General features: G+C 64.4%; 14 protein-coding genes. 12 read left to right on the top strand and 2 right to left on the bottom strand.

Annotation, left to right across the window (positions count from 1 at the left end; translation table 11 throughout):
- Nucleotides 1-111: 111 nt before the first annotated feature.
- Nucleotides 112-1,653, bottom strand: coding sequence for a sigma-54-dependent transcriptional regulator (locus tag RFM40_RS00745; RefSeq protein WP_320276981.1), 1,542 nt, complete (start codon nt 1,651-1,653; stop codon nt 112-114).
- Between the two features lie 144 nt (nt 1,654-1,797).
- Between RFM40_RS00745 and RFM40_RS00740 the strand changes: the two genes are divergently transcribed.
- The 11 genes from RFM40_RS00740 (at nt 1,798) to RFM40_RS00690 (ending at nt 14,941) form a co-directional block, all read left to right on the top strand.
- Nucleotides 1,798-3,636 (top strand): M3 family oligoendopeptidase, encoded by a 1,839-nt coding sequence (locus tag RFM40_RS00740; RefSeq protein WP_320224797.1) that lies wholly within the window; start codon nt 1,798-1,800, stop codon nt 3,634-3,636.
- Nucleotides 3,637-3,997: 361 nt separating this feature from the next.
- Complete coding sequence (locus RFM40_RS00735) at nt 3,998-4,714, top strand: proton-conducting membrane transporter (RefSeq protein WP_320224796.1); 717 nt, start codon at nt 3,998-4,000, stop codon at nt 4,712-4,714.
- 168 nt (nt 4,715-4,882) lie between these two features.
- A complete protein-coding gene (locus RFM40_RS00730) occupies nt 4,883-6,028 on the top strand; it encodes an aminodeoxychorismate synthase component I (protein ID WP_320276980.1) in 1,146 nt (381 codons plus the stop codon).
- Entirely contained in the window at nt 5,977-6,639 is a 663-nt protein-coding gene (locus tag RFM40_RS00725; protein ID WP_320219617.1) for an aminotransferase class IV family protein, read from the top strand. Before RFM40_RS00730 ends, RFM40_RS00725 begins: the two co-directional genes overlap by 52 nt.
- Before the next feature lie 37 nt (nt 6,640-6,676).
- The gene (locus RFM40_RS00720; protein ID WP_320276979.1) at nt 6,677-7,612 is read left to right on the top strand and encodes a heme-dependent oxidative N-demethylase family protein; all 936 of its coding nucleotides are present in this window, start codon (nt 6,677-6,679) and stop codon (nt 7,610-7,612) included.
- Between the two features lie 125 nt (nt 7,613-7,737).
- Nucleotides 7,738-9,183, top strand: coding sequence for a homospermidine synthase (locus RFM40_RS00715; RefSeq protein ID WP_320276978.1), 1,446 nt, complete (start codon nt 7,738-7,740; stop codon nt 9,181-9,183).
- Nucleotides 9,184-9,372: 189 nt separating this feature from the next.
- Complete coding sequence (gene omp10 / locus RFM40_RS00710; protein WP_320224792.1) at nt 9,373-9,744, top strand: outer membrane lipoprotein Omp10; 372 nt, start codon at nt 9,373-9,375, stop codon at nt 9,742-9,744.
- A gap of 295 nt (nt 9,745-10,039) precedes the next feature.
- The gene (locus RFM40_RS00705) at nt 10,040-12,088 is read left to right on the top strand and encodes a 5'-nucleotidase C-terminal domain-containing protein (RefSeq protein ID WP_320276977.1); all 2,049 of its coding nucleotides are present in this window, start codon (nt 10,040-10,042) and stop codon (nt 12,086-12,088) included.
- A gap of 207 nt (nt 12,089-12,295) precedes the next feature.
- The gene (gene hemH, locus RFM40_RS00700; RefSeq protein WP_320276976.1) at nt 12,296-13,360 is read left to right on the top strand and encodes a ferrochelatase; all 1,065 of its coding nucleotides are present in this window, start codon (nt 12,296-12,298) and stop codon (nt 13,358-13,360) included.
- A 136-nt stretch (nt 13,361-13,496) separates the two neighbouring features.
- Nucleotides 13,497-14,447, top strand: a complete 951-nt coding sequence (locus RFM40_RS00695; RefSeq protein WP_292300649.1) for an SPFH domain-containing protein — start codon at nt 13,497-13,499, stop codon at nt 14,445-14,447.
- A 29-nt stretch (nt 14,448-14,476) separates the two neighbouring features.
- Nucleotides 14,477-14,941 carry an NfeD family protein gene (locus tag RFM40_RS00690; RefSeq protein ID WP_320276975.1) on the top strand — a complete coding sequence of 155 codons (465 nt, stop codon included), beginning with the start codon at nt 14,477-14,479 and terminating at the stop codon, nt 14,939-14,941.
- A 2-nt stretch (nt 14,942-14,943) separates the two neighbouring features.
- Here RFM40_RS00690 and RFM40_RS00685 read toward each other — a convergent pair whose 3' ends face one another.
- Nucleotides 14,944-15,945: a KpsF/GutQ family sugar-phosphate isomerase gene (locus RFM40_RS00685; RefSeq protein WP_320224788.1), complete on the bottom strand. Its 1,002-nt coding sequence runs from the start codon at nt 15,943-15,945 to the stop codon at nt 14,944-14,946.
- 160 nt (nt 15,946-16,105) lie between these two features.
- Here RFM40_RS00685 and RFM40_RS00680 point away from each other — a divergent pair, with 160 nt between their 5' ends.
- Entirely contained in the window at nt 16,106-17,899 is a 1,794-nt protein-coding gene (locus RFM40_RS00680) for an outer membrane beta-barrel protein (RefSeq protein WP_320276974.1), read from the top strand.
- Nucleotides 17,900-17,935: the final 36 nt, after the last annotated feature.

Below are 17,935 nucleotides of genomic sequence, written 5' to 3'. Positions count from 1 at the left end.
CTTAATGCGTGATCAGCAGCAACTCAGACCGCTGAAAACCCAGGATTTTCGCGCGAAAAGCGACAATTTGACTCAGATTTTAAACGGGCAAGCTGAGCTGGGCCTTGCGTCTCAGGAGGCAAGCCGGTCGAGACGACCCGCTTCGGGGTCAATGCCATATTCCTTCAACTTGCGGTAGAGCGTCGAGCGCCCGATGCCGAGGCGGCGTGCCACCTCGCTCATTTGGCCGTTATAGTGGTCGATCGCAAGCTTGATCATTTCGAGCTCGACATCGGCCAGCGCGCGCACATTGCCACGCTCGTCCAAGGCTCTCAGCGTGCCGAAGCGGGGCTGCAGCCGCGCCGGGGCCTCGCTCTCGGGCAAAACAGCCCCTGCCCCGTTGGCAGCGGCCTGGTCGGCCGGCTGCGGCTCGGCCGCGACTCCCTCAGCGGCCAATGCCGGCTCGGCATCCAGCTTTACCGTGCCTTCGACCTGCGCTCGGATTTGCGGAAATTCCTCTTCGGTCAGCAATTCGCCTTCGGCGAGCACGGACGCCCTGAACACGGCATTTTCGAGCTGGCGGATGTTGCCGGGCCAGTCATAGGCCTGCAGCATCGCCAGCGCCTTGGCCGATATGCCAGTGAGACGGTGGCGCGGATCGGCCGGCGCCACCTTTTCCATAAAGTGCGTGACCAGATAGGGGATATCGTCACGCCGGTCGCGCAACGGCGGCACGAAGATCGGATAGACGTTGAGCCGGTAGAACAGGTCTTCGCGGAATTTGCCGTCCTTGACCTGCTGCAACAGGTTGCGGTGCGTCGCAGAGATCAGCCGGATATCGACCTTGACGGTCGAACGGCCGCCGACCGGGTCGACTTCTCCCTCCTGCACGGCGCGCAGCAGCTTGACTTGGACGTCGAGCGGCAGGTCGCCGATTTCGTCAAGAAACAGCGTGCCCGAATGCGCCTCGACGAATTTGCCGGTGTGCTTGTCGGTGGCGCCGGTAAACGAGCCCTTCTCGTGGCCGAACAGGATCGATTCGACGAGGTTGTCGGGAATGGCGCCGCAATTGACGGTGACGAAGGGTTTCGAGCGGCGGTCGCCGCTGCCCTGGATGGCGCGCGCCACCAGCTCCTTGCCGACGCCGGACTCGCCTTCGATCAGGATCGGGATGTTGGAGGCCGCCGCCTTTTGCCCGAGGCGGATCACCCGGTCCATCGCCGGGCTGCGGGTGATCAGGTCCTTGAAGGTCAGATGGCCGCCGCGCCGCCGCGACGTGCGCTTCATCTCGCCTTCGACCGCCTCGACCTTCAGAGCATTGGAAATCGATGCCTGCAGCCGGTCGGGCGAGGCCGGTTTGACGACGAAATCGAATGCGCCGTGGCGCATGGCCGAGACAACGGTCTCGATGCCGCCCTGCGCGGTCTGCACAATGACCGGCAGGTTGATGGCGCGCTCGCGCATCGCCTTCAGCATGCCGATGCCGTCGAGGCCGGGCATGACGAGGTCAAGGATGACGACCGACACATCGCGCGCGTTCGGTCCGTCGAGCACATCGAGGCCTGCCTCGCCGCCATCCGTGACGATGGCGCTGTGGCCGAATTTCGTCACCGCCGCCTCGAGCAGCCTGCGCTGCACGGGATCGTCATCGACTATGAGTATGGAACCTGTCATGACTGTTTTGGCTGCCCGGCCCTAAGAAATCCCCATGGATCATCTTGGCACAGGGTTCTAAATAAGGTTTCAAAAAACCCGGTGAACGAATTCCTTAGCATTTGACCGGCTTCTCCTTTCCCCTTGGTCCTGGAAGGTATTTTGATGCGCATGATGTTTGATCGGCGGCTTGCGGCGCCAGCGTCCGGTCAGGGCGCGGCGGAGCTTGGCGATCTGCCGGAATGGAATCTTGCAGATCTCTATTCCGGCATGGAAGCGCCGGAGCTGAAGCGCGACATCGCTCGGGCGGCAAGCGACGCCATTGCCTTCGAGGCCCGCTGGAAGGGCACGTTGGCCGCCGAGGCCGAACGCGGCGCCGCCGGTCGGCTCGGCGAAGCGCTGACGGCCTACGAGGCGCTGGAGGAGCTAATCGGCCGCATCGTCTCCTATGCCGGGCTGGTCTATGCCGGCAACACCGCCGATCCGCAGCGCGCCAAGCTCTATGGCGACATCCAGGAGAAGATGACCGATGCCAGCGCGCATCTTTTGTTCTTCGCGCTCGAGCTCAACCTGATCGACGACGCGATGACCGAAGCTGCGCTTGCGGCCGACGCGACCTTCGCCCACTACCGCCCGTGGGTGCTCGACCTCAGGAAGGACAAGCCCTACCAGCTCGAGGATCGGGTCGAGCAGTTGTTCCATGAAAAGTCGGTCACCGGACGCGGCGCCTGGAACCGCCTGTTCGACGAGACGATGACCGACCTGCGCTTCGATGTCGACGGCGAGGAGCTGACGCTGGAGCCGGCGCTGAACCGGCTGCAGGACTCGAACGGCGAAGTGCGCCGCCGCGCCTCCGAGGCGCTCGCCGCGACCTTTCGCAAGAACCTGCGGACCTTCACCCTCATCACCAACACGCTCGCCAAGGACAAGGAGATTTCCGACCGCTGGCGCGGCTTCGAGGACATAGCCGATTCACGCCATCTCGCCAACCGCGTCGAGCGCGGCGTGGTCGACGCGCTGGCGGCAGCCGTGCGCGAGGCCTATCCGCGCCTGTCGCATCGATACTATGCGATGAAGGCGCGCTGGCTCGGCATGGAGGTGATGAACCACTGGGACCGCAACGCACCGCTGCCCGAGACCCCGCAGGCGGTGATCCGCTGGGACGACGCCAGGGACACGGTGTTGTCGGCCTACCAGCGCTTTTCGCCCGACATGGCGGAAATCGCGCGGACCTTCTTCGACCGCAGCTGGATCGATGCGCCAGTGCGGCCCGGCAAATCGCCTGGCGCCTTCGCCCATCCGACCGTGCCGTCGGCGCACCCTTACGTGCTGCTCAACTACATGGGCAAGCCGCGCGATGTGATGACGCTGGCGCATGAGCTCGGCCATGGCGTGCACCAGGTGCTGGCGGCCGGCCAGGGCGCGCTGATGGCCTCGACGCCGTTGACGCTGGCCGAGACGGCCTCCGTCTTCGGCGAGATGCTGACCTTCCGCTCGCTGCTCGACCAGACCGCCGACAAGCGCGAGCGCAAGGCGATGCTCGCCCAGAAGGTCGAGGACATGATCAACACCGTCGTGCGCCAGATCGCTTTCTACGAGTTCGAGCGCAAGGTGCATGCCGAGCGCCGCAACGGCGAGCTCACCTCCGACAGGCTCGGCCAGTTCTGGCTGGAGGTGCAGGCGGAGAGCCTGGGACCGGCGATCAAGCTGCGCGATGGATATGAGGTCTTCTGGACCTACATCCCGCATTTCATCCACTCGCCCTTCTATGTCTATGCCTATGCCTTCGGCGACTGCCTGGTGAACTCCCTCTATGCCGTCTATCAGAACGCCGAGCGCGGCTTTCAGGAGAAGTATTTCGAGATGCTGCGCGCCGGCGGCACCAAGCATCACTCGGAGCTTCTGGCGCCCTTCGGCCTCGACGCCACCGACCCTGCCTTCTGGCAGATCGGCCTTGGCGTGATCGGCGCCCTGATCGACGAGCTGGAAGCGCTCGACAAATGACGGGCGTTTCGCCCGGCGGCATGGGTCGGAACAATTTAGCCGAAACGCATATTCGCGGCGGCTCTACTCTTGCCCTAAATACCTGTTCTTCAATAACTCTCCGCCGCATTTTTCAATTAGCTTTCCGCAGGCCATATGATAGCGTCCCGCCCCAAGCTCAGCCGGACGCATCGCCAAGGCCAGAGACGGCCTTGGCGGCGCTTCGGCGGATGCGATGACGGCCGTCGGGCATAGCCGGAGGAGAGCCAAGCGCCGACTGCTCGATTGAAGCGGCTGTTCCGCCGACTGCGGAACGATTGACGATCCCTGCGGCAAGCCCGCCATTCCGGGCTGCGGCAGCTCGATCGGACTGGAGAGGGAAATGAGCACTTTCTTCTACATGCTCCTGGCGTTCGTTGTGGGTGTTTTGGTCGGCTGGTTCATCTGGGGCCGGCTGCGCGGCGAGCTCGACAGCCTGCGCGGCGATCTCGACCGCACGAAGAGCGAACGCGACAGGTTGCGCGCCGATACCAATCGCCTGAGCGGCGAGCTTGACGCATGTGGCCGCGCCCGCGCCGACCTCGAGAACCGGCTGCGCGAAGCGCCTTCCGCACCCGCCAAGGCCGGTGCCGACAAGGCCGCCGCGCCTGCGCCGGCGGCGCTGATGTCGACGCCGGCCGCGGCGAAATCGGCCGCGGCAAAACCCGCTTCGACCAAAACCGCCACGACCAAGCCGGCGGCAGCCAAGACGAGCGCCGCACCGAAACCGGCGGGCAAATCGGCTGTGCCAAAGAAGGCCGCCACGGCTCCGAAGAGAGCCGCTGCTCCTAAAGCGGCTGCCGGCAAGGCCGACAATCTGCGCCGCCTGATCGGCATCGGTCCGGTCAACGAGAAGCTGCTCAAGGGTCAGGGCGTCACGACTTACGCCCAGATCGCTGCCTGGACCGATGCCGACGTCAAGCGGATCGAAGACGTGCTCAATTTCGACGGGCGCATCGCGCGCGAGAAATGGATCGAGCAGGCGAAATTGCTGGCCTCGGGCAACGAGGCCGAATTCGCCCGCCAGTTCCCGACGGCTGGAACCTCAAGCAACACCTGATCCCATTCAGCCTTCGGGCACATCACACGCGGCGGCGCTCGTCATGGGCACCGCCGCTTTCCTTTTGTTCCAGCCGCCTTTGCGTCCTTGGACGCCGCTCTCTCGATTGCGCGTCGCCAACCCCCCATATAGAGCGATCTCTGGCGCCATCGATTGCAACTCCGAGCCATGCCCCTGCCCTTCGCAATCTTCCGCAACGACGAGACGGCTCGCCAATTGGTCTTCGACCATCCGCGCGAAGTCATTGTCGCGCGCAGCGCGGACGAGTTCACGCCGGCGCTCGAGGCGGCACAGGCGGCCTCCGACGCCGGCAAATGGCTGGCAGGCTATTTCTCCTATGAGGCCGGCTATCTGCTCGAGCCGAAGCTGGTGCCATTGCTGCCCGAGGGCCGCCGCGCGCCGCTGATCTGTCTCGGCGTCTTCGACGCGCCGCTCGAACAGGCGGTGCCGCAGAACTCGGGCCCCGTCAGCAACGGCCCGATCTTCGACGCCAGGGCGAAATGGTCCGCCGAGGACTATGGCGTCCGCTTCGCGCGCCTGCACGACCACATCCGCAAGGGCGACTGCTACCAGGGCAACCTGACCTTTCCGGTCCATGCGCAATGGTCCGGCGATCCGCTCGCCGCCTTCGACGCGCTGACCGAACGCCAGCCGGTTAAATACGGCGCGCTGGTTTCGTTTGGCGATCCGATCGTGCTGTCGCGGTCGCCGGAACTGTTCTTCGAGGTAGACGCCGAAGGCATGATCGAAACCCATCCGATGAAGGGCACGGCGCCGCGCGGCGCGACCAAAGCTGAGGATGCGCGGCTGAAGGCATTTCTGCGCAACGACGAGAAGAACCAGGCCGAGAACCGCATGATCGTCGACCTGCTGCGCAACGACATTTCGCTGATCAGCGAGGTCGGCACGCTGGAGGTGCCGGAACTGTTCCGCATCGAGACCTATCCGACGGTGCACCAGATGGTGAGCCGGGTGCGGGCGAAGCTCTTGCCGGATATCGGCATCCGCCAGGTCTTCGCCGCGCTCTTTCCCTGCGGCTCGATCACCGGCGCGCCAAAGATCCGCGCCATGGAGATCCTGCACGATCTGGAAGGCGTGCCGCGCGACGTCTATTGCGGCGCCATCGGCTGGATCGCGCCCGGCGGCAGGATGCGGTTTTCGGTGGCGATCCGCACCATCTCGCTCTTTGCCGATGGCGATGCCGTCTACAATGTCGGCGGCGGCGTCGTCTTCGATTCGACCGCCGATGAGGAGTACCAGGAGTGTCTTCTGAAAGCGCGCTTCGCGACGGGAACCGTGCCGATTTCGAGCTGATCGAGACCATGCGCTGGGAGCCTGGCTCGGGCTTCCTGCGCTTCGACCGGCATCTTGCGCGGCTTTACGCTTCGGCGGCGGAGCTGGGCTTTGCCTGCGACCCGCGACGGGTCGGCGAGGTGCTGACGGGCGCGGTCGGTGGGCAGCGGATCGCGCTGCGAACCCGCCTCGCCCTGCGGCGCAACGGCGAAGCAGCGGCGTCCGCGCAGCCTTACGAACCGCTTCCCGCCGGCAAGGCGTGGCGGCTGCAGTTGGCGCGGGTCCGGCTCGATTCCGGCGACACGCTGCTGCGCCACAAGACCAGCCGTCGCGAAACCTACCAGCGGGCGCGCGCCGAATATCTCGCCACCCGCGCCGACGAGGTGCTGCTTGCCAATGAGCGCGGCGAACTCTGCGAAGGCACTATCACAAATCTCTTCGCCGACTTCGGCGACGGCGTGCTCGCGACGCCGAGACTTGATTGCGGCCTCTTGCCTGGGGTATTGCGCGGCGAGCTTCTGGACGAAGGCCGCGCCGTGGAAGCGATCTACACCTTCGACGATCTGAAGTCCGCGAAGGCTATCTTCGTCGGCAATTCGCTGCGCGGGCTTATCCCGGCGCAATTGGGCTGACAGCGGAGCCGCGGTACATTTTCTGTTTGATAAAAGCATGACCATTCGACAGCCGACCCACACGCCTTACGACGGATCCTCGAAGCTCTTCACCATTGGTCTGAAGCCGCTCGAGCTCGATCGCTGGATCGAGGTCGACGAATTCCTCTTGCCGCATCTCGCCGAGAAGCAGCGGCTTTACGCGGAGATCGCGGAAAAGGTCTTTGTCGAGGAATACGATACGCGCGACGCGCAGCGCGAAGTGCTCGACCTCCTCACCGCCTATCTCCCCGCAAAACATCCTGAGAGCCATCGCGGCGCTGGCTCAGCTATCGAGGTGGTCGGCTTCAACGGAGCGACTGGCGAACTCTCTCCCGAATTGCGCGAAGCACCGCTCGTCCGGGCATCGCTACTGGTCCAGGAGGATTTGATCCTGATGCGCCGGGACGACAGCGGCTGGCGGCTCGCCGCCGGATCGCTGTGTTTTCCGTCATCCTGGTCGCTTCGGGAAAAATTCGGCAAGCCGCTGCAGCAAATCCATGCGCCGGTGCCCGGCTTCGGCCCCGGCACGCGGCCGGCCGAAGTCATCAACCGCATGTTCGACGGCCTGCAGGGTCAGGCGGTCGAACGCTTCAACTGGTCGATCCAGGCGGGCGACGCGCTCTATCACCCGCTTTCCAACATCCAGCGCATCGACCGCGCCACCAGCCGCCCGACACGCTTTCCGGACGGCGATATCAACGCGCACGCCTTTATCCGTGTCGAGCGCCAGACGCTGCGCAAGTTGCCGGTCTCGCGCGACATTCTCTTCACCATCCGCATCCATCTCGACCCGCTGGCCGTGCTCGCGCGCCACCCTGACAAGGCGGCGCTCGCGGCTTCTTTCGCCGAACAGCTCAACGCTCTCGACCAGGCGCAGCTCGACTACAAGGGACTCACCGCCGACCGCGACCGGCTGGTTGCATATCTCGCCGGCATGGCCGAGGCAGCTTAACCACGTGGCCATCCCGGCTTAGCCGGCGGTTGGCGCTTTTCGCTGGTTTGTGACAATGATCTGTGGTGTAGGGCTACCGGCGAAAATGCCGGGCTTTCCCAGTGTTTGAAGGAGTGTGCGAAAAAATGGCGAATGAAAACTGGCCCGTTTACGGTGAAATCACCGGCCCTGTCGTGATGATCGGCTTTGGCTCGATCGGACGGGGAACGCTGCCGCTGATCGAACGCCATTTCAAGTTCGACAAGTCGCGCATGACGGTCATTGACCCGCGCGACACCGACCGTAAGCTGCTCGACGAGCGCGGCATCACCTTCATGCAGGATGCGGTGACCAAGAAGAACTACAAGAAGCTTCTGACCCCGCTTCTTACCAATGGCGCCGGCCAGGGCGTTTGCGTCAACCTGTCGGTCGACACCTCCTCGCTCGAATTGCTGAAGCTCTGCCGCAAGCTCGGCGTGCTTTATATCGACACCGTCGTCGAGCCGTGGCTCGGCTTCTATTTCGACGAAAAGGCCGACAATGCCTCGCGCACCAACTATGCGCTGCGCGAGAGCGTCCGCCAGGAGAAGGAGAAGAACCCGGGCGGCACCACCGCGATCTCCTGCTGCGGCGCCAATCCCGGCATGGTCTCCTGGTTCGTCAAGCAGGCGCTGGTCAACCTCGCCACCGATCTCGGGCTCGAGTTTGCCGTGCCGGCGGAGCACGACCGCGAGGGTTGGGCGAAGCTGATGAAGAAGGCCGGCGTCAAGGGCATCCACGTCGCCGAGCGCGATACCCAGCGCACGAAGAAACCGAAGCCGATGGACGTGTTCTGGAACACCTGGTCGGTCGAGGGTTTCATCTCGGAGGGCCTGCAGCCGGCCGAGCTCGGCTGGGGCACGCATGAGACCTGGATGCCGAAGAACGGCAAGAAGCACAAGAACGGCTCGCAGGCGGCGATCTATCTGGAGCAGCCTGGCGCCAACACGCGCGTGCGCAGCTGGTGCCCGACGCCCGGTGAGCAATACGGCTTCCTGGTGACGCACAACGAGGCGATCTCGATCGCCGACTTCTTCACCGTGCGCGGCAAGAAGGGCAAGGTGCAGTATCGCCCGACCTGCCACTATGCCTACCATCCCTGCAACGACGCCGTGCTGTCGCTGCATGAGATGTTCGGCGCCGCCGGCAAGGCGCAGCCGGTCCATCATGTGCTCGACGAGAACGAGCTGGTCGATGGGGTCGACGAGCTCGGCGTGCTGCTCTACGGCCACGACAAGAACGCCTACTGGTACGGCTCGCAGCTGTCGCTGGCCGAGGCTCGCAAGCTGGCTCCTTACCAGAACGCCACCGGCTTGCAGGTGACTTCGGCGGTGCTCGCCGGCATGGTCTGGGCGCTCGAGAATCCGGCTGCCGGCATCGTCGAGTCCGACGAGATGGACTACAAGCGCTGCCTGGAAGTGCAGATGCCCTACCTCGGGCCGGTCAGGGGCTATTACACCGACTGGACGCCGCTCGATAACCGGCCCGGCCTTTTCCCCGAGGATATGGACAAGGACGACCCGTGGCAGTTCCGCAACATCCTCGTGCGATAGCAGCCGCGTCTACCGCCGTCTCCACCTTGCAATCGCCCGGAAATCGGGCGATTGAAGACGGGCGGCCTAGAGCGACGTGCGTCCCTTCGGACGCACAAAGTAGGCTCTAGCACTTTGAATGGACGCATCGTGCTTTCCGAAAATCGGAAAGCGATTTTCGGGCCGATGCGAGAGGAGAGGATTTTAGAAATGACCATTGCGCGCAAATTGCTTTCGGCAGGCGCCGCGGCAAGCTTTTTGGCCGCTGCCGCCTGCACCACCACCGGCCCCTCCGAACCGATCGCGGCCGCGCCCAAGGGCGTCGAGGGCAACTGGATCGACGCCAAGGGCACCGGCCTGTCGACCTTCGCCGCCGGCAGCTTCACCACCGTCGCGACCGACACCGGCCAGAAGCTGTCCGAGGGCAGCTACACCATGACCGGCCCGACCTCGGTCGAGATTCACGGCACCTCGCTGATCCGCCAGACGCCGGTCAGCTTCAACTGCCTGATGGTCTCGACCAGCCAGCTCAACTGCACCAGCGCCAGCGGCCAGAACTTCGTGCTGACGCGCCGCGCTTAAGGTCTGCGAAATATCGAAATGATGCGGGACGGCGGCGCGAGCTGCCGTCCTTTTTTGTGCCGGCAAACCTCTTCCCGATTTCCGCTTGCATCGGCCAAAACGCGATGTGAACATGACCTGAAGCTGACTGTTATGTTTCGGTCAAGCTAGGGCTTTAATGCATGTCGCCCAAAAGTGCGCAGCGGTTTTGGGAGAACGACCTGCATCAAATCAAAATACTTGAAGCACGTCGCCCGAATCCGTTTCTGCGCGACGCGCTTTAAGCACTTCAGGTCAGCGCATCCGGGAGACGAGAATGAAGAAATTTGCCGCCATTGCCGCCCTTTCAGCATCAGCACTTGGCCTGTCGGCCGGAACCTCCTTTGCCGACTACACGCTGAACATCCTGCATTTCAACGATTGGCACAGTCGCATCGAAGGCAACAACAAATACGAGTCGACCTGTTCCGCCGAGGAGGAGACCAAGGGCGAATGCATCGGCGGCGCGGGCCGGCTGATCACCGCGATCGCGCAGGAGCGCAAGAAGCTCGAAGGCCAGAATGTGCTGCTGCTCAATGCCGGCGACAGTTTTCAGGGGTCGCTGTTCTACATCACGTACAAGGGCGCGGCGGAAGAGGAATTCCTCAATCAGATGAGGCCCGACGCGGTGACGCTCGGCAATCACGAATTCGACGACGGCGAGAGCGCGCTGGTGCCTTACCTCGACAAGGCGCAGTTCCCGGTCGTCAGCGCCAATGTCGTGCCCAACGACAAGTCCGGCGCCAAAGGCAAGATCAAGCCGTCGATCGTCGTCGAGGTCGGCGGCCAGAAGATCGGCATTGTCGGCGCCGTCACCAACGACACGCCCGAGCTCGCCTCGCCCGGTCCCAACATCGCCATCGCGGACGACGTCAAGTCGATCACCGCCGAGGTCGAGCAGCTGAAGGCGCAGGGCATCAACAAGATCATCGCCGTGACGCACATCGGCTACAAGCGCGAGCGCGATGTCATCGCGAAAATCCGTGGCGTCGACGTGGTGGTCGGCGGCCACAGCCACACGCTCCTGTCCAACACCGACCCGAAGGCGGCAGGCCCCTATCCGACGATGGTCGACAACCCCGACGGCTATAAGGTGCCGGTCGTGCAGGCGGCGTCCTATTCGAAATATCTCGGCGAGTTCAAGGTCGTGTTCGACGACAATGGCGTGGTCAAGGAAGCGAGCGGCGACCCGATCTATCTCGACAAGTCGATCACGCCCGATCCGGCCGTGCTCGCCCGTATCAAGGAGCTTGGCGCGCCGATCGAGGCGCTGAAGAACAAGGAAGTCGCCGAGACCAGCAAGGCCATCGACGGCAGCCGCGAGAATTGCCGGGCGCGGGAATGCGAGATGGGCAATCTCGTCTCCGACGCCGTCCTCGATCGCGTCAAGGGCCAGGGCGTCGAGATCGTCATTTCGAACGGCGGCGGCCTGCGGGCCTCGATCGACCAGGGCACCGTGACCATGGGCGAGGTGCTGACCGTGCTGCCGTTCCAGAACACGTTGGCGACGTTCAAGATCTCCGGCAAGGATCTGGTCGCCGGTCTCGAAAGCGGCCTCAGCCAGATCGAGGACGGCGCCGGGCGCTTCCCACAGGTGGCCGGCCTGAAATACGCTTTCGACAAGTCGGTGGCGCCCAATGCCGGTCGCGTCAAATCGGTCGAGGTGATGGAGAACGGCGCCTGGGCGCCGATCAATCCGGAGAAGCAGTATCTCGTCGCCACCAACAACTATGTCCGCCAGGGCGGCGACGGCTACAAGGTCTTCGCCGAGAAGGCGACGGACGCCTACGACTACGGTCCCGGGTTGGAGCAGGTGGTGGCCGACTATCTCGGCGCGCACCGGCCCTACACGCCGAAGCTCGACGGCCGCATCGCCGAGGTCGGCACCACGGCGGCGGCGGAGCCGGCAAAGCCTGCCGAGACCGCGCCTGCAGCGGCCGCGCCAACGGCCGAACCTACCAAACCGGCCGAGACTGCGCCCGCCGCCGCCGAGACCGCAATGCCGGCTTTGCCGTCCAATTCCGGCGACATCGCCGGCACGCCGCCGACCGTTCCGGCCGAGACGGCACCGGCAACGTCGGAAGCGGCAAAACCTGCCGAGACAACTCCGGCGACCCCTGCCCCCGCCACCGAACCTGCCAAGCCGGCCGGGACCAGCCCGGAAACCAGCCATGTGATCGCCGCCGGCGACACTTACTGGGACCTGGCCAAGAAAAACTATGGCGACGGCACCAAATGGAAGCTGATTTCCGAGGCCAACAAGGACTACAGGCCGCGCCGCCTGCCGCTCGGCGCGACGCTGACCATCCCGCCGGCTGCCAAGTAACTGGTGGCAACCAAAGGGCTTGCTCGGGCAACCGGGCGAGCCCGCACTCGAATTCGACGATCGAGGTGCGGCCAGACGCAGCATTGAAAACCGGCACGGCATCGCTAGTTTCGCGGCCCGGAGCAATTGCGCGAAAAAGAGTGCCACACTGGAGCGGGTCAGCGGCCGAGGAAGCCGACCTGCTCCAGTGGCGCGCGGAGACAGTCGATGACGCTTGCCAATCCCGCCGATGCGAAAGCCGCCGAGACCGCAGATCCGGCGCCGGCGGGTGCCGCGCCGGTGACAGCGGGCAAGATCGGCATCATGCTGGTCAATCTCGGCACGCCTGACGGCACCGACTTCAAGCCGATGTGGCGGTATCTGAGAGAATTCCTCTCCGATCCGCGTGTCATCGAGCTCAACAAGGCGATCTGGTATCCGATCCTCTACGGGCTGGTTCTCACCACGCGGCCGAAAAAGTCCGGCGCCAACTACGCCAGAATCTGGAACCACGAAAGGAACGAGTCGCCGCTGCGCACCTTCACCCGCGCGCAGGCCGAGAAACTCGCCGATGCGCTCGCTGACCTGCCGAACGTCGTCGTCGACTGGGCGATGCGCTATGGCAATCCCTCGACGGCAGCCGTCGCCCGCCGGCTGGTCGAGCAAGGTTGCGAGCGCATCCTCAGCTTTCCGCTCTACCCGCAATATTCGGCGACGACGACGGCGACCGCCAACGACCAGCTGTTCCGGGCGCTGATGAAGATCAGGCATGCGCCGGCGATCCGCAGCGTGCCGCCCTATTACGACGAGCCGGTCTATATCGAGGCGCTTGCGCGTTCGATCGAGAAGCATCTGGCGACGCTCGACTTCGAGCCGGAGGTGGTGATCACGTCCTATCACAGCATCCCGAAACCCTATTCCGACAAGGGCGATCCTTATCGGGCGCATTGCCTGGAGACGACGCGGCTGCTGCGGGCAAGGCTCGGCTGGGACGAGAAGAAGCTCATCGCCACCTTCCAGTCGCGCTTCGGCGCGCAGGAATGGCTGCAGCCCTATACCGACGTCACCGTCGAGAAGCTGGCGAAGGACGGCGTCAAGTCGATCGCCATCGTCAATCCGGGATTTTCCGTCGATTGCATCGAGACGCTGGACGAGATCGGCCGCGAAGCGGCCGAGACGTTCCACCATGCCGGCGGCAGGAACTTCGCCCATATTCCCTGCCTCAACGACAGCGCCGAGGGCATGGCGGTGATCGAGGCGCTGGTGCGGCGCGAACTGTCCGGCTGGGTGTGACAAGCTTCACCGACAGGTCCTGATACCGGTGCGCAAAAGCCTCCGCTAACCAATATTCGTGATCACCTGATTGTAACGTTGCGGAAACACACTTAAGTGATTTCGTGAGGTCGCCGCCTTTTGAGGGAGAAACGAAATGGGCTTCAGCGGTTTCGATATTGCCATCATTGTTCTTGTCTTCCTGGTCATCATCCTTCTTTTCAAAGGCATCAAGACGGTGCCGCAAGGCTACAATTACACGGTGGAACGTTTCGGACGGTACACCAAGACGCTGACGCCCGGCCTGAACATCATCAACCCGATCTTCGAGCGCATCGGCGCCAAGATGAACATGATGGAACAGGTGCTTGATGTTCCGAGCCAGGAAATCATCACCCGCGACAACGCAATAGTCGGCGTCGATGGGATCGCCTTCTTCCAGATTCTTAATGCGGCGCAGGCGGCTTACCAGGTCTCCGGTCTGCAGAACGCCATCCTTAACCTCACCATGACCAACATCCGCACCGTCATGGGCTCGATGGACCTCGACGAACTGCTGTCGAACCGCGACGCCATCAACGAGCGCCTGCTGCGCGTCGTCGACGAGGCGGCGCATCCGTGGGGCATCAAGATCACCCGCGTCGAGATCAAGGACATCAACCCGCCGGCCAATCTGGTGGAATCGATGGGCCGCCAGATGATGGCCGAGCGCGACAAGCGCGCCCAGATCCTCGCCGCCGAAGGGTTGAAGCAATCGCAGATCCTCGAGGCCGAGGGCCGCAGGGAAGCCGCCTTCCGCGACGCCGAGGCGCGCGAGCGCTCGGCCGAAGCCGAGGCCAAGGCGACGCAGGTGGTGTCGGAAGCCATCGCCAAGGGCGACGTGCAGGCGATCAACTATTTCGTCGCCCAGAAATACACCGAGGCGCTGGCCAAGATCGGCTCGTCCAGCAACAACAAGATCGTGCTGATGCCGTTCGAAGCTTCATCGCTGATCGGCTCGCTGGGCGGCATCGGCGAGATCGCCCGCGAAGTCTTCAAGGGCGACGGCCCCTCGGGCGGGCAACGGCAGAGCACCCGTCCGCCGCTCGTGCGGCCGACGGACAACTGATCCAACGTGTGGGTGGGGGGAGAACGTCAATGATCGACCGCATCGTTTCGGAGCTCGGCCCGCGGAACTGGATGGTTCTCGGCTTCGTCCTCCTGGTGATGGAAATCGTGGCGCCGGGCGTGTTCATGCTGTGGATCGGCATCGCGGCCCTCATCATCGGCGCGATATCGCTGCTGGCCTGGGACGCGGCCTTCTGGACCTGGCAGGTCCAGGTGCTGGCCTTCCTCGTGCTGTCATTGATTTCGGCCTTCGTCGGCAAAAAGGTGGTGGGTGATCGTCACGTCAACGCGGATCAGCCGCTGCTGAACCGCCGCGGCGCGCAACTGGTCGGCCGCACGGCCACGCTTGCCGAGCCGATCAAGAACGGCCGCGGCCGCATCCGGCTGGGAGACACGCTGTGGCGTGTCTCCGGCCCGGACCTGCCAGCCGGCGCGCAGGTGCGTGTTACAGGGGCCGCCGATACTGACCTTGAGCTGACGGTCGAAGCGATCTGAACCTAGGCGGCGCCGATGCGCAACAGATCGTGCAGATGCACAAGGCCGACCGGCCGTCCGCCTTCGACCACCATCAGGCTGGTGATGGCGGACGTGTTGATCGTCTGCAATGCCGTCGCCACCAGCGTGTCGGGGGCCGCCGTCTTCGGCTTCTTCGTCATCACCTGATCGACGTTCATCGACAGAAGATCGCTGCCGATATGGCGGCGGATGTCGCCGTCGGTGATGATGCCGATCAGCGCGCCATCGGCGCCGGTGATCGCCACGCAGCCGAAGCCTTTGCGCGACAGTTCGGCGATCGCCTCGCGCATGCCGGTGCCCGACGGCACCAGCGGCAGCCGCTCGCCGACATGCATGATCTCGCGCAGCTGCGTCAGGTTGGCGCCGAGCTGGCCGCCGGGATGGAAGGTGCGGAAATGATCGGGCGTGAAGCCGCGCGCCTCGAGCAGCGCGATCGCCAGCGCATCGCCCATGACCAATTGCAGCAGCGCCGATGTCGTCGGCGCCAGCCCGTGCGGACAGGCCTCCGGCGCCGGCGGCAGGAGCAGCACCACGTCGGCAGCACGCGCCAGCGCCGAACTCTCGCCGGAGGTGATGGCGATCAGCGGGATCGAGAAGCGCCTGGAATAAGCGACGATGCCCATCAGTTCCTTGCTCTCGCCCGACCACGACATGGCGATGATGGCGTCGTCCCTGGCGATCATGCCGAGATCGCCGTGATTGGCCTCGGCCGGATGGACGAAGAAGGCGGGTGTGCCGGTCGAGGCGAGCGTGGCCGCGATCTTTGAGCCGATATGGCCGCTCTTGCCGACGCCGGTGACGATGACACGTCCCTCGATCCGCGAGATGAGATCGATTGCGGCCGCGAACGGCTCGGCAAGACCGTTGTCGAGCGCCGCGGCAAGCGCAGCGATACCGGCCTGCTCCGTCGCCACCGTTCTGAGCGCCGATTCGATCGCGGCCTGCCTGTCCGGCGGCTTTCTTCCTGGGGACCCCGCATGCATGGCAGATGCCATTAGCGCCATGTCGTCCGCCTGTCCAACGGAATTCCCGTTTCGCGTGCGTCGAGGGCAGCGGAATCGGCCCGCCTCAACCCTCCGTTAACCATCCGCCTTTACGGTTCGGTAAGTATGGCGCAACCGCGCCGCGCAAGCAGTGGTGACGATGTCCGGGGCCCAGCCTGAAACGATAAGAGGTCGAAAGGGCATAGCCGTCAGCACGCTGCTGGTGGCTGCGAGCGTTCTTGCCTTGCTGCGCCCGGCGCCGGCCTTCGCGCAGAATACCGAGCTGCGCGGCGAGGTCTCGGAATCGGCGATCCTGGCCGACCAGCAGCGCAAGGCGAGGCAATTGCGCGCGCAAGGATCGCTGGATCAGGCGGCTCCGGCGGCCCAGGCGGCCGAGGACCAGACACAGGCCAACCCCTATGAGCCGGCGAGCCTGGGCGTGGTGACCGACGACGACCAGGCAGCGGGCGCAACTGGGAGCATCTTCGACCAGCCGCAAGCGACCGACGACCCGTTCGCCGACGATCAGACCGCGGCCCAGCCGCGCCGGCCTTCGACCGCCAGGCAGCGCGCGGCTGACGCCAGCACAAAAAAAGACGCCGAGGGGGCCGACAGGAAAAAGGTCAAAAAGAAGCCCGGAGAGACCACCGGCAGCACGACCAGGACCGCCGCTGCCGGCGACCAGGCCGATACTGCGGCCACCGACCAGGACGGTCCCAACCGCCGCGCCCTTACCATCGATAGCGTCGACAGGCAGAAGCTCGATCCCGGCGCCGAGCGTACCGGCTCGATCGAAGGCCAGAAAGTCAAACCCGAGGACGATCCCTTTGCCCCCACCGGGATCAAGGTCGGCACCTTTGTCTTCCGGCCGACACTGGAGCAGGGCTTCACCGCGACGTCCAATGCCGATGCCAGCAGCGGCGGCAGGCCGGCGGTGTTGTCCGAGACGGCGCTGCGTTTCTCCGCCGCCTCGGACTGGCGCGAGAATTCAGCGCTCATCAACGGCTACGGGATTTTCCGCAACACACTTTCGGGCCAGAAGATCAACGATGCGCAGGGCCGGATCGAGGGCCAGCTCAATGTCGACCTCGACCATGAGCTGCGCGCCATCGCCAAGCTCGGCTACGAAGCGGTGCCGGAATCGGCGTCCTCGCCGGATGCGATCGCCGGCGTCACCTCGCAGCCGCTGCGCCAGACCGTGGACGGCAGCCTCGGCATCGAGAAGGATGTCGGCAAGATGCGCTACACGCTGACCGGCGCGGTTACGCATGACTTTTACGGCGACGCCAAGCTCTCGGATGGGACCGTCTTGTCGCAGAAGGATCGCGACTCCACGCTCTATTCCGCGACGTTGCGCACCGGCTACCAGGTTTCACCGGCCATCACTCCGTTCGCCGAGCTCGAAGCCGGCCGGCGGGTCTATGATCTGCGCCTCGACAGCAACGGTTTCGAGCGCTCCTCGACGCGGCTCGGCGCGCGCGCCGGCCTCGAGCTCGACATGGACGACAAGCTGTCCGGCGAGTTCTCCGTCGGATGGCTGCGCGAAGCCATCGACGACGACCGCCTGCCGGCCAATGCGGGGCCGTATGTCAATGCCGATCTCAAATGGTCGCCCGAGCGCGGCACCATCATCGGTCTCACCGGAAGGACCACGATCGAGAGCACGACCGCGGCAAACGAGAGCGGCGACGTCCTCTACTCGGGCCGGCTCACCGGAGAGCGGCAGGTCCGCGCCAATCTGACGGCGAATTCGTCGCTTGGCCTCGATTGGCGCGACTATACCGGCTCCGACGGCCACGATCTGATCTTGAGCGCCGAAGCCGGTCTGACCTGGTGGCTGAACCGCTATGCCGGCCTCACCACGCGGGTGAGGACGGAGAAGCTCACCAGCAACCTGCCCGGCCGCGACTATGTCGCCAACAGCGTCTATCTCGGCCTGAAGGTGCAGCGCTGACGGTGGCGCCGAAGCGGTCCCGGCATAGCTGAATAT

Source organism: Mesorhizobium captivum, from assembly GCF_033977165.1.
Classification (GTDB): Bacteria; Pseudomonadota; Alphaproteobacteria; order Rhizobiales; family Rhizobiaceae; genus Mesorhizobium; species Mesorhizobium captivum.
Note: the sequence above shows the minus strand (reverse complement) of the source record. Positions and strands in the feature narration are given on the sequence as shown.